Below are 15,741 nucleotides of genomic sequence, written 5' to 3'. Positions count from 1 at the left end.
GGCATTTTTTATCGGCTGAACAAAGCTATCGCCAGCGCAATGATCAACAGCAGCAGTATGGCTGTCTCCCAACGTGCAAGACGGGTCTCCAATGTCTGCCAGAGCGTCAATTGACCCAGTCGCTGCCAGCCCTGCTGTACTCGCAACATCAACATACCGCGCCCGCGTGGTAAAACAATCTCTCCCAACCAGTGCCCTCCTCGCACGAGGCGATTCAGAACAGGGCGTATCACCACCAGAATGTCACCCGGTGGCAGGTTCGCCCGGCCACGCCCCAACCTGCCGATCAACCATCCCGCCAACGCCGCGCCGAACAGCCAGCCGATCGCCGGCCACACTGTTTCAAGTGAAAGGCGCAGCCCACCAGCAAGCCAGCTCACCGCGGCCGCATTGAGCAGTAGCCATACCGTGATCGCGGTTCCGCGGGGCATTGCCCGGGTCGTCAAGCGTTGCACAGTGAGCGCCTGCATGGCGAGTATCACCACCGCCATCCCGCCAGTGTAAAGCGCAACGCTGGATAGATCACCGTTCGCCGGAACGACCGCCAGCAGGATCAACACGGCCATGACGAGGTTCACCACGGCGAAGACGGCTAGCGTTGCCGGCGCGCGGTACTGGCCGATCAGTGCCAGCGCTCCCAGCGCCGGCACGCAAGCGAGCAGGACAAAATGCCAGACCGGTGCGAAGGCCGCGATCGAGCCGGGCCGGGTCAACAGCATCGCCAGCACGGCAAGCCACAAGCCGATCCACAACAGCACAACATGGGCCCAGCGTGCCGCCTGCCGCGATTGCATCAGTCCCGTGATAAGGGCATAGCCAATCATGACCAGCACCAGCCACGGCAAGAGCTGCCCGGCAGCCGGCCAATGCAGTTGCCCCAGCGGCAGCAGACGCAACCACGCCAGCAACCCGGCGCACAACATGAATGCCAGTACCGCCAGTCGCAGCAAGGGTCTTGCAGTCACCCAGACAGGAGCGAGCCAGAAATGCAGACCGACCACCCCCGCCTTGATGCCGATCCCCGTCAGCATCAGTATGATCAGTGTACTCTGCTCGCGCATGCCGGCCAGTGCCTGGCGCAGTTGCACAAATGCCAAAGTGACATCGAATTTCGCCAACAGCAGCAACAGCTCGAAGATCACCAGATCACTGATTACCAGCAACACCACCAGCACATGCCCGGCCCGTCGCCCGGCCGTTGACGCGCCACACACCAGCATGCCGTAGAGGGCATAACCGGCCACCGTCGCCGCGGTGAAAAACAGCAATACACCGGCGGACAAGACCAGCACCTGCAACCCCGTGATAAACAGCAGCAATAGCAGTTCAAATAACAGGCGCCTGTCATGCGAACCTTGCGCCGCCGGCACCTGCAGGATAACCGGACTCAACAGCAATACGATCACAAATAAAAACAGCCGCGCCGTGGCGTCACGCGCAAGTGCACTGTCCAGCAACACACCGGGCAGAGGCAATACGCTCCCGGCACCCGGCAACAGTACCAGCAACACGGCCGGCAACAAGGTCAGCGGTAACAGGCGACGCGCCAGCTGACAGGTTGGCGGGTACACCAGCAACAGTCCCAGCACGATCGGCCACAACAATGCCAACGCCATCAACATATCAAGTAACAGGGTCATGGCAGATAGAACTCCCGTTCGGCGATGAGTGTGGCCCAGGCCAGCGGACTGAATGGCGTGGCCGCCAGTATCCCCACCAGCAACGCACTGCCGGCCGTCACCAGCGCGGGGAGCAACAATGCCCAGGCGGTTTCACGGCGTCCAAAGTCACGCGCCTGCGGCCATTGTTCGGGAGGCGGCCCGAACCAGGCGGTATACAACACCGGCAGAAAATAGGCGGCATTGAGCAGGCTGCTGATCACCAATACCCCCACGACCCAGTCATGTCCGCTCTCCAGCGCACCCAGACTCAGATACCATTTGCTAATAAACCCGGCCACCGGCGGCAAACCGATCATGCCAAAGGCGCCGATGGTAAACGCCGCCATGGTCCAGGGCATGCGCCGCCCCACCCCCGACATCTCGCTGATCTTGTGAATGCCCAGGGTTTCGGCCAGGTTGCCGGCGCAGAAGAACAGGGTGATCTTCATCAGCCCCTGATGCACCAGATGCACCATGCCGCCGATGGTGGCGAGCGGTCCGGCAATCGCCACCCCGATCACAATGTAGGAAACCTGACTCACCGTGGAAAACGCCAGCCGCCGTTTGAGATCGTCCTGAAACAACGCTCGCACGGAACCATAGATAATGGTGATCGCCGCAACGATCGCCAGCGGCACGGTGACCCCCAGCGTGGCGGCAAACTCCACGCCGAACACTTCATACACCACGCGCACTATCCCGAACGCCCCGGCCTTGACCACCGCCACCGCATGCAACAGTGCGCTGACCGGCGCCGGCGCCACCATCGCCTGCGGTAACCAGCCATGTAACGGCACCAGTGCCGCCTTGACCCCCAGTCCGGCGATCAACAGAATGAAAATCAGTATCAGCGCCGGGTGATGGCTTGCATCCAGATCGGCCACGAAGCCACGCGGGGTGAACTCCAGATTCCCGGTCAGGGTGTATAACCAGACCGTGCCCAGCAACAACAACACGCCACCGACGATGGTGTAGATCAGATAGCTTTGTCCCGCACGGCGTGCCCTGTCGCTGCCGCGGTGCACGACCAGAGGATAAGTGGACAGGGTCAGCAGCTCGTAAAACAGCAGGAAAGTAAACAGATTGCCGGCCAAGGCCACCCCGACGGTGGCGGTCACGCACAGGCTGAAGAAGCCAAAAAAGCGGCTGCGATGCGGCGCGCCTTCCAGGTAGCCGATGGCATAGATCGTGGTTAACAACCACAATACGCTGGACAGGGTCACAAACAGCATGGCCAGCGGCCCGACCCGCAATACCAGATCAAGCCCGGGCAACAGGCTCAACCGGGTTTCAAAACTCTCGGCATAATCGAAATAGACATGCCGCAGGATCCAGGCCACCAGCAGGATCTTGAACACCGCACCGGACAGGTTGAGAATCGTGCGCAGGCGTACGCTGCGTTCCGGCAAAGCAAAGATCAACAGACCCGGCAACAGCGAGCTGCCCAGCAACCACAGCGGGATCCAGTCATTCCATTGGGTCATGATCCCGCTCCGGTAACCGGCGGCAGACCCAGCGGCGTGCCAATCGCCAGCCAGCCCAGCGGCCCGCTCACCATCAACCCCAGCAATACCGTTCCTAACGCGAGCAGCAGCGCGATCCACTCCATTCCTGCCGGCACGGCATTCGCCTTGTGGGATACCGGCGCCCGGGTAAAGGCGAAACCGACCACCCTGAACAGATAGGCCGCCGCCAGCATGCCACCAAGCAGGATAACCGCCACCCACCACCACTGGCCGGCTGCAATCGCCGCCTGCAGCAACAGCCACTTGCCGATAAAGCCGCCGCTCGGTGGCAATCCCATGATACTGATCCCGGCAATCGCAAACGCCGCCAGACTCACCGGCAAACGCTGCACCACCCGGTCCAGATCGGCGATGCGATCATGACCGCCAAACTGCAGGATATTGCCGGCCGCCATGAACATGGCCGCCTTGGCCAGAGCATGGGACAGCGCCAGATAGATCACCGCCTGCCAGGCCGCGGGACCGACCGCCGCCGCCAGCGGAAAGCCGAGAAACAGATACCCCAGCTGTGCCACCGTCGAATAGGCGATCAATAATTTGAGGCGGGTCTGGCGCAGCGCCTGCAGCGAACCCCATAACACGGCGACACCGCCCAACAGCCCGAGCAGTTGTGTGAACCCCCAGCCGAACTCCAGCGGCTGGAAAATCTCCAGCCACAGGCGAAGCAATATATAAAAAGAAGCCTTGACCACCAGCGCCGACAACAACGCGCTGACCGGCGAGCTGGCACTGGCATGCGCCGGCGGCAACCAGAAATGAAACGGAAACAGTGCCGTCTTGAGTATCAGCCCGCTGGTCATGAGCACCAGCGCGGCCAGGCTCACCGGCTGTGCGCTTATCCGTTCGCCGAGGAGCGCAATATCCACGCTGCCATAAGCGTGATACAACAGCGCCACCCCCAGCAGATAGAGCAACGATCCCAGCAGGCTGACCAGCAGATAACGCATCGCCCCGCTCAGGGCCGCGGCGCCCCCGCCCAGTGCCGCCAGCGCCACCGCCGACAGGCCGAGCAACTCCAGGGTGACATACAAATTGAAAATGTCCGCGGATAAGAACAGCCCATTCAGCGCGGTCCACAGGCCCAGCCATAGCGGCCAGAACGCGCGCGCAATTTGCGGCTTGCTATAAAAATAATAACCGGCGTACAGGCTGATCCCCAGACCGACCGTGGCGCTCATCAGCAACATGATCAGGCTCAGCCCGTCCACCACCAGATCGATCCCCAGCGGCGCGCCCCAGCCGCCGACGGGATAGCGTTGCGGCTGCGTCAAACTGAACGCCAGCGCGACGGCGATGACAAACACGCCAGCGGCGCTGGCGATACCCGGCCAGACGGCCTGACGGCGAAACACGAAACTCAGCAGCGCACCAGCCAGCGGCAGCAGAATCAGCAGCACAGGCAACAGACTGACACGGGCCGCATCCATGCGCGGTTACTCGCTGTCGGGATCCGGCAGGCGGGCCTGCCCGGTGGTTTCGACCACCCGGCGCAGCAGCACCAGCGCCAGCGCGGTAGCCGCCACCGCCACCACGATGCCGGTGATCACCATGGCGTGCGGCACCGGGTCGGGCATGCCCCCGGGCGCCCGGCGGGCCAGCGCGGTCAATACCAGGAATACCCCGCTGCCCATGATGTTCAGCGCCAGGATCTTGCGCAGCAGATGGGGCTGCACGATCAGGGCATAGAAGCCCAGGCTGAACAGCCCGAGGCCGGTCACGGCATACAGCAGCGCCGCGCTCATTGTGGCGCGCCCGGTTCGCCGCCGAGAAACAGCGCCACCAGCGTGGTGCCGATGGCCAGGGTGGCCAGCGCCTCGATCAGCAGGATCAGGGCGCCCGCGACGGACAGCGGGTAGGCCAGCAGCAGCCCACTCCAGGGTACGACCGCCAGGCCGACCAGCACAAACATCGCCACGCCGCTGACCAGCAGCAAGCGCAGCGGCCAACCCTGCCAGCGCGCAGGCAGGCGCCAGCCCGCCAGCAACAGCAGGACCCCGGCGGCGCCCAGGACTGCGCCGGCCTGAAAGGCTCCGCCGGGCCCGTCTGCGCCGCGCCACAACAGGTAGCCGGCCACCAACACCATCAGGGGCACCAGCCGCCGCGGCAGATTATCCAGCATCATACCCGGCGCCTCCGTGGTTGGCGGCACGGCCGGCGCCAGCGACCAGACGCCCAGCCCCGCCAGCAGCAGCACGGCCAGCTCAAGCAGCGTGTCATAGCCCCGAAAGTTCAGCAGCACGGCCGTCACCGGATGGTTCACCCCGCTGGCCGCCATCTGCGCCGTCACCGCCGGGCGCAGACCGGCACTGTCCGGCGGCAGTCCCAGCACCACCCAGGCCAGGGCAGCGAACAGGGCCAGCAACAACAGCGCGACGCTGATTCGTAACAACGGTGATGGGCCGTACGACGTCATGACGGCTCCTCCGTTGACCCGTCCTCGTCCTGCTTCGCACCGAGGGTATCCAGCCGCGCCAGGGCCGAGAGCAGCAGCGCGCCGGTCAGCCCCGCGCCAATGGCGGCTTCGGCAAGGGCCACGTCCGGCGCATCCAGCCGCACCCAGACCAGCGACAACACCAGCCCGAAAGCGATAAACAGCACCACCGCCTTGAACAGGCCCTCACAGGCCAGGGCGCGCCACGCCAGCCACAGCAGCACCAGCATTAACAGCCCATCCAGCATCCAGGCCAGCAGCGTCGTCATTGCCATGGTCTTACCCCCCGCTGGCGCGCGGTACGCGCGATAAGATGGCAGGCCACGGTCGAGGCCACCAGCACCAGCAGCCAGACCAGCAGCAACTTGCCGGCGCCGCTCCAGGAGTCCGCTTGCAGCATGAGGGCCGCGACCACCAGCCCCAGACCGACGTTATCGGCCTTGGTCAGGGCATGCAGGCGAGTATAGACATCGGGAAAGCGCAACAGTCCGAGGGTCCCGGCCAGAAAAAAAAGGCCGCCGGCGATCAGCAACAGCAGCGTTGTCACATCAATCAAGGTCATGATCCTGCTCCGCATCGATACGCCAGTTACGGCGCACGAAGGTCACCACCGCCACCACGGCCAGCAACGCGAACACCAGCGCCACATCCCGCAGCGCGGGTGCCCCGTCCGCCTCGGCCAGCAGCAACAGGCAGGCCACCGCGGTGGTGCCGAACAGCTGCGCCGCCAGCATGCGATCCGCCGCACCCGGTCCGCGCAACACCCGCCACAGTCCCGCCACCAGGGTGGCCAGCAGGAACAGGGCGACAACCAGGTAGACGGCCGTCACGTGTGAGTCCTGTCGAGCTGGCGTTCATGACGAAACAGCCTGGCGACCTTGCGCTCCAGGACTGTCAGCTCGCCCTGAATATCATTGCGTTGATCCAGAACGTGTACCCACAGTTTGTCGTCCTGCACTTCAACGCACAGGGTCCCCGGCAGCAGGCTGATCACACCGGCCATGAACAACCGCGACTGGGGTAACGTCAGCGCAAGAGGATATTCGATCATGGCCGGTTGCAACGGCATGGCGGGCGAGAAAGCCCGTTTTGCCACATCGACGCCGCCAACCAGGGAGTAACGGACAAAAAACGGCATGAAGCGCAGTAACCCCGATAGCGACCAGCCCACCGGCGGGGCCAGTGACAGACTGAGTGCGGCCCCGACCAGCACCAGCAACGCGCCCATCCCCCAGGCATCGGCCCGGCCCTCCGTCAGCAGCCACCAGATCAGGGCAAACAGCAAGGCACGTTTGACAAATGCCACCGCCCTCGCGCCGGGGGATGCATACACAGTCTGTTGTTGCATCGATTGGACTTCCTCGTCGGTGTGTCTTTGCCGTTATCTGATCGGCTTTATCATAATAGCCCGATCGGATGCAGCCCCGGATACCGTTTACCCTGTCCGACGACCGCACAACCTAGTCGGATTTGAACAGGCGTGGATTACGATCGGTGAATTTGCGTATCCAGTCGACAATAAAAGACCGTTCTCCGCGTTTCATATACCACCAGCCAAACACACTGATCAACAGGCCGCCCAGCGCATCCACAATCAGATCCCACATGGTGTCGGTCAGTCCCGAATCGTCGCCGAGCATCGGTTTTTGCATATTGGTACCGACAAGCTGATCCATGGAAAATTCAAAAATTTCCCAAAGCGCCCCGGCCGTCACCGCAAACAGGAAGGCAAACAGTGCCATAAAACCCGGACGCAAATGCAGTTCGATACGCCGGTTCTCATTGAGCACGTAAATCAGCAAAAAACCGAGCAGACCCAGCAACAGTCCCGAACTGGTATGCAGCGCGATGTCCCACCACCAGATCCGATCGTAATAGCGGCGTATTTCCCCTAAAAATAACGATGCGAAGACAAACAACACGGCAAGCAACTGAAACTCCGGCGGGACCGTGACTTGAAAATGGCGTCCCACTACCGCGGGTGACAAAATAACTATCATGATCGCCATGACCAGAACGGCGTTGATCCACAAACCGTTATACAGGGTCAGCAGCAGTTCCACGGCCATCAAGAACAGCAGCACGATGACCGTGCGCCGATAAATTCGCGCCGAGCGTTGATCCCTGTACGGGGTAACCGGATTTGTCCGAGAGGCATCAGCCATCTGGAACCAGCCGTTTTTGCAAGCGGCGTACGCCCTCTTTCAGTCGATCCAGCGAGTTCGTATAGGCAAAGCGCACATGCCGTTCCGGTTGGTTGTCACCAAAATCGTTGCCCGGGGTGATCGCCACGCCGATCTCCTGCAACAGGCTCCGGGCAAAGACAAAACTGTTATCGGTAAACCGACTGCAATCGGCATACAGATAAAACGCGCCTTGCGGCTCGACCTTGATATCAAAGCCGATTTCGCGCAACGCCGGCAGCAGAAAATCGCGGCGCTGTTCGAATGCCTCGCGCCGCTGCTCGAGAATCGCCAGGGTCTGCGGTTCGAACGCCGCCAGGGCAGCATGCTGGGCCGGTGTCGAGGCGGACAGGAACAGGTTCTGCGCCAGCTTGTCGAGTGCGGGAATCTGATCGGCCGGCGCGACCAGCCAGCCGATGCGCCAGCCGGTCATACTGAAATATTTGGAGAAGCTGTTGATCACAAAGACCCGATCGCCACAGGCCAGCGCGGTGGGCGGCGCGTCGCCATACACCAGGCCGTGATAGATCTCATCGACAATGACCGTGCCCCCCTGGTGCTCGACCCAGTCGATGATCGCCCGAAGCTCGTCGGGCGGGATCAGGGTCCCGGTGGGATTGGCCGGCGAGGCGAGCATCACCACCCGGGTGTCGGTCTGCCAGTGCTGCTGCACCTGCGCCAGGCTCAGCTGATAGCCGGTGTCAGCCTGCACCGGTACCGGCTGTACGCGGGCATCGAGAAAATGGGCGAAGTTGCGATTACAGGGATAACCGGGATCGGCCAGCATCACGCCCTGTCCCGGTTCCAGCAATACCCCGAGGGCCAGCAGCAACGCCCCGGACGCCCCCGGCGTGACCACGATCCGTTGCGCCGGCAGCGACACGCCATAGCGGTCCTGATAAAAACCGGCAATGGCCTCGCGCAGGGCAGACAGACCCACCGCGGGGGTGTAGTGCACCTCGCCCTCGGCGATGGCCCGGGTGGCCGCGGCGATCACCGGCGCCGGGGTCGGAAAATCGGGCTCGCCGATCTCCATATGCACAATGTCCCGGCCCTGTTGCTCCAGCTCGCGCGCCTCACCCAGCAGGGCCATGACCCGAAAAGGCTGGATACGATCGATACGACGGAATGGCGTTTCAGACATAGCTGAACTGTAACCTTGTTACAAGCGCACCGAAACCCCGGACAAATGCGCCGCCATGGTACCTCGATGAGACGGCAATCCGGTTAACACCGCAGACATCGAACTTTTCCTGACAGACTACCTGCATCACACGACGACTGAGTCGGTAAGTTCGGTGTCTTCAGTGTGTTCAGTGGCTATTGCATGGCTTCGTTAGCCACAATGCACCCGTTTAACCAGCGCCATGTCCAGGTACTCGGCACCATTCAGAATAGCCGGCGCTCCGAACAAGACCCGAAACGGCTGTTGTGGTTCACCGAAACTGTCCAGCACCAGCTCGGCATTGTCAAAATCGTGATCACGGGTGTAGTCGTTCACCGTGATGATGGTCTTCAGCCCGGCGCCCTTGCTCGCCAGTATGCCGTTATGCGAATCCTCGAAGGCGAGGCACTGCGCGGGGGTAAGAGCCATTTTTGCCATGGCGTAATCATAAATATCCGGGGCCGGTTTTTTTGCCGGCACCACGTCACCGGCGGCGATGACCTCGAACCACTGTACCGCGTCGGGCCCCACGGCGTTCTCCAGCAGGGCGGTCACATTGGCCGGGGTGGTGGTGGTGGCAATCGCCAGCCGGTAACCGGCTTTGCGCGCCTCGCGCAATAGCCGCTCGACACCGGGGCGCAACGGAATGCCGCCTTCGCCCAGCAATGCTTCGTAATGCCGGGTCTTGGCCTGGTGCAGCCCGGCAATCCACTCGGCCGGATCGCCCGGCAACCGCGCTGCCGGTTGATACTGTTCGAGGTAATGGCGCATCCGCTCCTTGCCGCCGGTGATGCTCAAAAGTTCCCCGTAGGTGGCCACATCCCATTCCCAATCGAGTCCGGCCTCAGCGAAGGCCCGGTTGAAGGCCACCCGGTGACCATCCCGCTCGGTATCCGCCAGGGTGCCGTCCACATCAAATAACAGTGCTGTCAGTTCCGCCATCGTTCTTTGCTCGCTGCTCCAAAAGCGCGCCAGCTTACCTGAAAGCGGCGCTTTTGCCACCTGTCACGGCCGGCACATTTCCATGAATTTCATGCGGTTAAACATTTCCCTGGCCTCGCGGATCAAAAAAACCGCACCGGGAAGCGCCGGCTTTATTGCACCCCGGAGCGGATTCTGGTAGAAAAGCGCGTTATTTTTACGGAAGAGTGTCCGCCAGGAGACAATTGCACATGGCCGCAAAGAAAAAGACCGCGAAGAAGAAGACCGCCAAGAAAGCGACGGCGAAGAAAAAAATCACCAGGAAAAAGACCGCCGCGAAAAAATCCACGGCGAAAAAGAAAACCGCGGCCAAAAAGAAGACCGCCGCGAAGAAGTCAACGGCCAGGAAAAAGGCGGTAACCAAGAAAAAGCCCAGCGCCAAAAAGACCGCGAAGAAAACCGCGAAGAAAACCGCTAAAAAGAAGGCTCCGCGCAAGTCGGTTACCGAACATGCCGGTGAGATTACGCCCTACCCGATAAAAAAGGGCGAGGAGTACATGAACGAGCCGATGTCGCAGCACTTTCGTGAAATATTGCAAAACTGGAAACGCGAGCTGATGGAGGAAGTGGACCGGACTGTGCATCACATGCAGGATGAGGCCGCCAACTTCCCGGATCCCAACGATCGCGCCAGCCAGGAGTCGGATTTCGCCATGGAGCTGCGCACCCGGGATCGCGAACGCAAGTTGATCAAGAAGATCGACGAGTCGCTGGTCAACCTGGAAAACGGCGAGTACGGTTACTGTGAAGAGTGCGGTATTGAAATCGGCGTACGGCGTCTCGAAGCCCGCCCCACCGCCACGCTCTGTATCGACTGCAAGAGCCTGGATGAAATCCGGGAACGTACCCGCGCATAACCAACAAAGGGGCCACCGGCCCCTTTTTTACCTCTCTTTTCACCGTTTTGATCACAAACGCGGAGTTCGCGGAGCCGTTTATGCCCGTCGTTTGGGTGCAAAGACGCAGAGATTTAAAATCTGTTTCTTGTGTTGTCAGCGCAGGAGTGCGGCATCCTGGAATACACAATTTCAATACCCGGGACGAACAGAAAAATTTATCTTCTCCGCGCCTTTGCGCCTCCGCGTCCTTTGCGTTAATTTACCGATAATCATTTTTACTCGAACCTGGTATCTGTGACATGTCTGTAGCCGTTTATGAAGCGATTCGCCAGCGCCATTCCATCCGCGCCTATCTGGACAAACCGGTGGCGCGCGAAACGATCGAGGCGATACTGGATACCGCCCGCTGGGCGCCTTCCGGGGTCAACACCCAGCCCTGGCAGGTCTGCGTCGTCCAGGGCGACACCAAGCGTCAACTCGGCGATACTATTATTAAGGCCCGCGACAGCAGCCAGAAAGAGAACCCCGATTACCAGTATTACCCGCGCGAATGGGTGTCACCTTACAAGGATCGGCGTAAAGCCTGTGGCCTGGCCCTGTATCAGGCGCTGGATATCGGCCGCGAGGATCGCGACAAACAGAAAGCCGCCTGGTATCGCAACTACCGGTTTTTCGACGCCCCCGTCGGCCTGTTGTTTTTGATCGATGCCCGACTGGAAAAGGGTTCCTGGCTGGACATGGGAATGTTCATCCAGAACGTCATGATCGCCGCCAAGGGCCTTGGCCTGGACACCTGCCCCCAGGCCTCGCTGGCCGAGTACCCGGACATCGTCCGCCAGCAGCTCGATCTTCCGACCGATTTACAGGTCGTCTGCGGCATGGCCCTCGGTTACGCCGATCCTGATCACCCAATCAACCAGTATCGCCTTGAGCGATTGGCCGTCGACGAATTTACCCGGTGGTATAAGTAACAGGTCCGAGTGACGAGGGACGAGTAACGAGGGAAACAACCTGTTTCATTCCGGTGTGTAATTCGCGCTCAACGATGAATCAGCATCTTCCGACATGACTGACACGCAATCTTCCTCTTCTCCTCGTCACTCGTCCCTCGGCCCTCGTCCCTTTTTTTATAGAGGGCGCTTCGCGCCTTCCCCCACCGGCCCGCTCCATTTCGGCTCGCTGATCGCCGCTGTGGGCAGTTATCTGCAGGCCCGGCAGCAGGGGGGACAGTGGTGGTTGCGAATCGAGGACATCGATCCGCCACGCGAGGTGGAAGGCGCGGCCGAGGCGATCATTGCGTTGCTTGGCGCATATGGCTTCGAGTGGGATGACCTCCGTTACCAGAGTCGGCAACAATCAATCTATGCCGAGGCGCTGGCCCAGTTACAACATCAACATCTTACCTACCCCTGCACCTGCACCCGACGTCAGTTGCGTGAGCTGCAGGGGGATAACCCGGGACCGTTGATTTATCCCGGTACCTGCCGTTCGCGCCGCTTTCCCTGTCAGGAGCGACATGCCATACGCCTACTGACGACAGACACGCTGATTGAATTTACCGATCGCCTGCAGGGGACGCAGATCTGCGAGCTTGGAAAAGAGGTCGGCGATTTTGTGCTGCGCCGGGCCGACGGCTATATCTCCTATCAGCTGGCGGTCGCCCTGGATGATGCCGAACAGGGAATGACCGAGGTGATGCGCGGCAGCGATCTGCTGGATTCGACGCCCCGCCAGATCCATGTGCAACAGCAACTGGGCCTGCGCTCACCGGATTATGCGCATCTGCCGGTGGTACTGGGCCCCGATGGGCAAAAACTGAGCAAACAAACCGGCGCAAAACCGCTCCCTCCCGGGCAACCGCTTGTCCCGCTCGTCAACGCCATGCAGTTTCTCGGTCATCCGGTCCCCGAAGAGATTCAACATGGCAGTTTGCAGGGTTTCTGGGACTGGGCGATCGGTAACTGGTCGCCGGTTCAGATACCGACGAGCGGCACAGGCCACTATGAACCCGATAACCCTCTTTCTGTTCCGGAACGTTGATCGCTCGCCGCTTCTGCAGTAAGGATCCCGGACGCCGGTCGTCTGATTTAATGTTAAAATTCCATCCGTAATGCTGATATTAAGGAAACGTATGACAGAATCACAGCCCACATACCTGCAGGCCTTTCGCGGCAGCTTCACCAGCATGCTGCGCTGGCCGCAGCTGGATCAGTTATGGCAAACCCTGCGCAATCAGGAGAAGGCCTGGTACATCTATGCCGTGGGCGAAGTCCCGCCGGAACAACCCGTCGATACCCGACAACTCGACACCTTTATTAATGAAATCGACAAATTGTTGCGCACCGAACATGACGAGGATTACTGCGGCATTGTTTATGTCGACCAGCCGGACGATCCGGGCTTTATAAAAATCTACGATCCCAACAATCTCGGTGTCTCCTGCGGCTTCAGCAACAATCCCCCGCTACCCGGCTGGGTGCTGTCGTTGATCAAGCCGGTTGATCTCAAGGCCGCCTTACCACCGCCGGGTAATCGTCGCCGCTGGTGGCAAACACTGTTCAAGGCCCGGGATACGGCGAGTTAACGATTACAGCCTTATCGGGTTCAACCGACTTTGCCGGGTGGTCCGCCAAAGCTTCTCCGGATAGCGTTGCCAACCCCGTATTCGCATCCATTTGCAAGTTGCTGTTTTGTGAAGTCCTTCCCCGACTTGCCGCAAACACCTTCATCCGCCACAAAGTATTAGTACATTACAATTTTCCGAAATACTTAACCGCTTGTTAATTATTGCTGGGGGATTGCGAAATAACTGCTAATGTTGAATCATGCACTATGGCTTTTACTTTTGCCCCAGGGATGTGCATAGTTAAGGCAGAAAATTCGGACTGCAACGGTCCTTGAACAACAACAATCCACCATACCTACTATAAAAGGGGGTAACGTAATATGGATGCGAAAATTATTTGGCTATTCATATTCGTTGCACTGTACTGGGGTTACTGCATCTTCTGGGGTATCAGGGGTGCAATGACCGCCAAAACCGCGTCGGACTACTTCATCGCAGGACGAAGTATTTCGTTGTGGGTTTTTGTACTGGCTGCAACGGCAACATCCTTCTCCGGCTGGACCTTCATGGGCCACCCCGGACTGCTGTATCGCGACGGGTTCCAGTATGCCTACGCCTCGTTCTATGCCATTACCATTCCCTTCACCGGGGTGCTGTTCCTCAAGCGGCAATGGATCCTGGGCAAACGCTTTGGCTTTGTGACACCGGGGGAAATGTTCGCCAACTATTTCAAGACCGATTCGATCCGGTTACTTGTTGTACTGGTCGCCCTGATCTTCTCGGTCCCCTATCTGGGTCTGCAGCTGCGCGCTTCCGGCTTCCTGTTCAACGTGCTGACCGACGGTATGCTGGGCGTCGAAGTCGGGATGTGGCTGTTGTCCGCGGTGGTGCTGATCTACGTCGCCTCCGGCGGGCTGCGCGCGGTGGCCTATGTGGATACCCTGCAGGCCATTATGCTGGCGGTGGGGATCGTCGCCATTGGTCTTATTGCGCTCAATTATGTCGGCGGCTGGGATCGCCTCAACGACGGGATCGCGGCCCTGTCGCAGTTTGATGAGACGCGAACACCGGCGGGCTACAGTCACTACATTGCGATTCCCGGCGTGATTCAGTTCGTCTCGGGACTCGGGGTGGAAAACCCGGTCGGCGGCGCCTGGACCGCGATTATGGTGCTGACCTACATGTTCGCGCTGATGGGGATCCAGTCCTCGCCGGCGTTCTCCATGTGGGCCTTCTCCAACCACAATCCGAAGCCGTTCGCCCCGCAACAGGTCTGGGCCTCGTCCTTCGGGATCGGCATCATCCTGATGGTCTTCACCGCCATTCAGGGCCTGGGGGGCCACTTCCTGGGTGCCGATACGGCGTTCCTCGCCGCCCATCCGGAATTGGTCAATAACGCCATGGCCGAAGGCCTGCACGGTGTCGACCTGATGGACTCCGAGGGCAAACAGGGCATGCTGATACCCCAGTATATCTATCTGCTGGGTGAAGCGACGCCCTGGTTTGCCGGCCTGCTGGCGGTCTGTGCACTGGCGGCCATGCAGTCCACCGGCGCGGCCTACATGTCCACCGCCGGCGGCATGCTGACCCGCGACCTGCTCAAGCGCTATGTGCTGCCCAACGCCACCCATGCCCAGCAGAAACTGTGGGGCCGGATCGGTGTGGCCATCATCGTGCTGGCAGCTCTGGCGGTCGCAACTACCGCAACTGATGCCCTGGTGCTGCTCGGTGGTCTGGCAGTGGCCTACGGCTTCCAGATGTGGCCGGCGCTGATGGCGGTCTGCTACTTCCCGTGGCTGACCCGCCAGGGTGTTGTGCTGGGGCTGATCGCCGGTCTCATCGCCGTGACCCTGACCGAGAAAATCGGCGCGGATCTCATGCCGTGGGGCCGCTGGCCGTGGACCATCCACTCCGCCGGCTGGGGTATCATCTTTAACCTGGGCATTGCCGTCATTGTCTCCTTCTTCACCCAGAACAAGGCAGACCATGACCACAAGATGACCTACCACAGCTTCCTGCGCGAACATGCCACCATCCCGGCCGCCAAGAAGAAGCTGGTACCGACGGCCTGGATCATCACCCTGGTCTGGTTCTTCTTCGGCATCGGCCCAGGTGCGGTGATCGGCAACACCATCTTCGGCAACCCGAACGATCCCAGCACCTGGCTGTTTGGCATGCCCTCTATCTGGGCCTGGCAGATTCTGTGGTGGGCACTGGGCGTGTTCATGATGTGGTTCCTGGCCTACAAGATGGAAATGTCGACCGTTCCCAAGAAGGAAGTCGAAGTCCTGCATGAAGACATCGGCGATATTCATATGGACGTGGATAAACCGTAAACTTCATTACAGGCAACAGACAAAGGGAGGGCTTTTGGCCCTCCCTTTTTCTT

At 60.4% G+C, this 15,741-nt stretch carries 15 protein-coding genes and 1 pseudogene; 5 read left to right on the top strand and 11 right to left on the bottom strand.

What is annotated here, in order from left to right; translation table 11 throughout:
- Positions 1-8: 8 nt before the first annotated feature.
- The 11 genes and pseudogenes from U5J94_RS10005 to U5J94_RS09950 form a co-directional block, all read right to left on the bottom strand.
- Positions 9-1,640, bottom strand: coding sequence for a hypothetical protein (locus tag U5J94_RS10005; RefSeq protein ID WP_322565501.1), 1,632 nt, complete (start codon positions 1,638-1,640; stop codon positions 9-11).
- Entirely contained in the window at positions 1,637-3,145 is a 1,509-nt protein-coding gene (locus U5J94_RS10000; RefSeq protein WP_322565500.1) for a complex I subunit 5 family protein, read from the bottom strand. The genes U5J94_RS10005 and U5J94_RS10000 overlap by 4 nt, the downstream gene beginning before the upstream one ends.
- Positions 3,142-4,614, bottom strand: a complete 1,473-nt coding sequence (locus U5J94_RS09995; RefSeq protein WP_322565499.1) for a complex I subunit 5 family protein — start codon at positions 4,612-4,614, stop codon at positions 3,142-3,144. Before U5J94_RS09995 ends, U5J94_RS10000 begins: the two co-directional genes overlap by 4 nt.
- 6 nt (positions 4,615-4,620) lie before the next feature.
- Positions 4,621-4,929, bottom strand: a complete 309-nt coding sequence (locus tag U5J94_RS09990) for an NADH-quinone oxidoreductase subunit K (protein ID WP_322565498.1) — start codon at positions 4,927-4,929, stop codon at positions 4,621-4,623.
- Positions 4,926-5,887, bottom strand: a pseudogene (gene mbhE / locus U5J94_RS09985) (hydrogen gas-evolving membrane-bound hydrogenase subunit E). The gene U5J94_RS09990 and the pseudogene mbhE overlap by 4 nt, the downstream one beginning before the upstream one ends.
- A complete protein-coding gene (gene mnhG, locus U5J94_RS09975; protein WP_322565495.1) occupies positions 5,884-6,180 on the bottom strand; it encodes a monovalent cation/H(+) antiporter subunit G in 297 nt (98 codons plus the stop codon). Before mnhG ends, mbhE begins: the two are co-directional and overlap by 4 nt.
- Entirely contained in the window at positions 6,167-6,448 is a 282-nt protein-coding gene (locus tag U5J94_RS09970) for a monovalent cation/H+ antiporter complex subunit F (protein ID WP_322565494.1), read from the bottom strand. The genes mnhG and U5J94_RS09970 overlap by 14 nt, the downstream gene beginning before the upstream one ends.
- Positions 6,445-6,966 carry a Na+/H+ antiporter subunit E gene (locus tag U5J94_RS09965; protein ID WP_322565493.1) on the bottom strand — a complete coding sequence of 174 codons (522 nt, stop codon included), beginning with the start codon at positions 6,964-6,966 and terminating at the stop codon, positions 6,445-6,447. The genes U5J94_RS09970 and U5J94_RS09965 overlap by 4 nt, the downstream gene beginning before the upstream one ends.
- Before the next feature lie 112 nt (positions 6,967-7,078).
- Positions 7,079-7,783 carry a hypothetical protein gene (locus U5J94_RS09960; protein ID WP_322565492.1) on the bottom strand — a complete coding sequence of 235 codons (705 nt, stop codon included), beginning with the start codon at positions 7,781-7,783 and terminating at the stop codon, positions 7,079-7,081.
- Positions 7,776-8,945: a pyridoxal phosphate-dependent aminotransferase gene (locus U5J94_RS09955; protein ID WP_322565491.1), complete on the bottom strand. Its 1,170-nt coding sequence runs from the start codon at positions 8,943-8,945 to the stop codon at positions 7,776-7,778. The genes U5J94_RS09960 and U5J94_RS09955 overlap by 8 nt, the downstream gene beginning before the upstream one ends.
- Positions 8,946-9,137: 192 nt before the next feature.
- Entirely contained in the window at positions 9,138-9,908 is a 771-nt protein-coding gene (locus U5J94_RS09950) for an HAD family hydrolase (protein ID WP_322565490.1), read from the bottom strand.
- A gap of 230 nt (positions 9,909-10,138) precedes the next feature.
- Between U5J94_RS09950 and dksA the strand changes: the two genes are divergently transcribed.
- From dksA to U5J94_RS09925, 5 genes are all read left to right on the top strand, one after another.
- The gene (gene dksA / locus U5J94_RS09945) at positions 10,139-10,804 is read left to right on the top strand and encodes an RNA polymerase-binding protein DksA (protein ID WP_322565489.1); all 666 of its coding nucleotides are present in this window, start codon (positions 10,139-10,141) and stop codon (positions 10,802-10,804) included.
- A gap of 281 nt (positions 10,805-11,085) precedes the next feature.
- Positions 11,086-11,757 carry a nitroreductase gene (locus U5J94_RS09940; protein ID WP_322565488.1) on the top strand — a complete coding sequence of 224 codons (672 nt, stop codon included), beginning with the start codon at positions 11,086-11,088 and terminating at the stop codon, positions 11,755-11,757.
- Positions 11,758-11,851: 94 nt separating this feature from the next.
- Positions 11,852-12,826: a tRNA glutamyl-Q(34) synthetase GluQRS gene (gene gluQRS, locus U5J94_RS09935; RefSeq protein ID WP_322565487.1), complete on the top strand. Its 975-nt coding sequence runs from the start codon at positions 11,852-11,854 to the stop codon at positions 12,824-12,826.
- Positions 12,827-12,917: 91 nt separating this feature from the next.
- A complete protein-coding gene (locus tag U5J94_RS09930; RefSeq protein ID WP_322565486.1) occupies positions 12,918-13,370 on the top strand; it encodes a hypothetical protein in 453 nt (150 codons plus the stop codon).
- Positions 13,371-13,813: 443 nt separating this feature from the next.
- Complete coding sequence (locus U5J94_RS09925) at positions 13,814-15,688, top strand: sodium:solute symporter family protein (RefSeq protein WP_322565485.1); 1,875 nt, start codon at positions 13,814-13,816, stop codon at positions 15,686-15,688.
- Positions 15,689-15,741 lie beyond the last annotated feature (53 nt).

Origin of the sequence: Thiohalophilus sp. (genome assembly GCF_034522235.1) — a bacterium.
Taxonomy (GTDB): Bacteria; Pseudomonadota; Gammaproteobacteria; order UBA6429; family Thiohalophilaceae; genus Thiohalophilus.
Note: the sequence above shows the minus strand (reverse complement) of the source record. Positions and strands in the feature narration are given on the sequence as shown.

Excerpts from the sequence above, each read along its gene's own strand:
- U5J94_RS10005 (WP_322565501.1), bottom strand. The coding sequence starts at position 1,640 with ATGACCCTGTTACTTGATATGTTGATGGCGTTGGCATTGTTGTGGCCG.
- U5J94_RS10000 (WP_322565500.1), bottom strand. The coding sequence starts at position 3,145 with ATGACCCAATGGAATGACTGGATCCCGCTGTGGTTGCTGGGCAGCTCG.
- U5J94_RS09995 (WP_322565499.1), bottom strand. The coding sequence starts at position 4,614 with ATGGATGCGGCCCGTGTCAGTCTGTTGCCTGTGCTGCTGATTCTGCTG.
- U5J94_RS09990 (WP_322565498.1), bottom strand. The coding sequence starts at position 4,929 with ATGAGCGCGGCGCTGCTGTATGCCGTGACCGGCCTCGGGCTGTTCAGC.
- mnhG (WP_322565495.1), bottom strand. The coding sequence starts at position 6,180 with ATGACCTTGATTGATGTGACAACGCTGCTGTTGCTGATCGCCGGCGGC.
- U5J94_RS09965 (WP_322565493.1), bottom strand. The coding sequence starts at position 6,966 with ATGCAACAACAGACTGTGTATGCATCCCCCGGCGCGAGGGCGGTGGCA.
- U5J94_RS09960 (WP_322565492.1), bottom strand. The coding sequence starts at position 7,783 with ATGGCTGATGCCTCTCGGACAAATCCGGTTACCCCGTACAGGGATCAA.
- U5J94_RS09955 (WP_322565491.1), bottom strand. The coding sequence starts at position 8,945 with ATGTCTGAAACGCCATTCCGTCGTATCGATCGTATCCAGCCTTTTCGG.
- U5J94_RS09950 (WP_322565490.1), bottom strand. The coding sequence starts at position 9,908 with ATGGCGGAACTGACAGCACTGTTATTTGATGTGGACGGCACCCTGGCG.
- dksA (WP_322565489.1), top strand. The coding sequence starts at position 10,139 with ATGGCCGCAAAGAAAAAGACCGCGAAGAAGAAGACCGCCAAGAAAGCG.
- U5J94_RS09940 (WP_322565488.1), top strand. The coding sequence starts at position 11,086 with ATGTCTGTAGCCGTTTATGAAGCGATTCGCCAGCGCCATTCCATCCGC.
- gluQRS (WP_322565487.1), top strand. The coding sequence starts at position 11,852 with ATGACTGACACGCAATCTTCCTCTTCTCCTCGTCACTCGTCCCTCGGC.
- U5J94_RS09930 (WP_322565486.1), top strand. The coding sequence starts at position 12,918 with ATGACAGAATCACAGCCCACATACCTGCAGGCCTTTCGCGGCAGCTTC.
- U5J94_RS09925 (WP_322565485.1), top strand. The coding sequence starts at position 13,814 with ATGACCGCCAAAACCGCGTCGGACTACTTCATCGCAGGACGAAGTATT.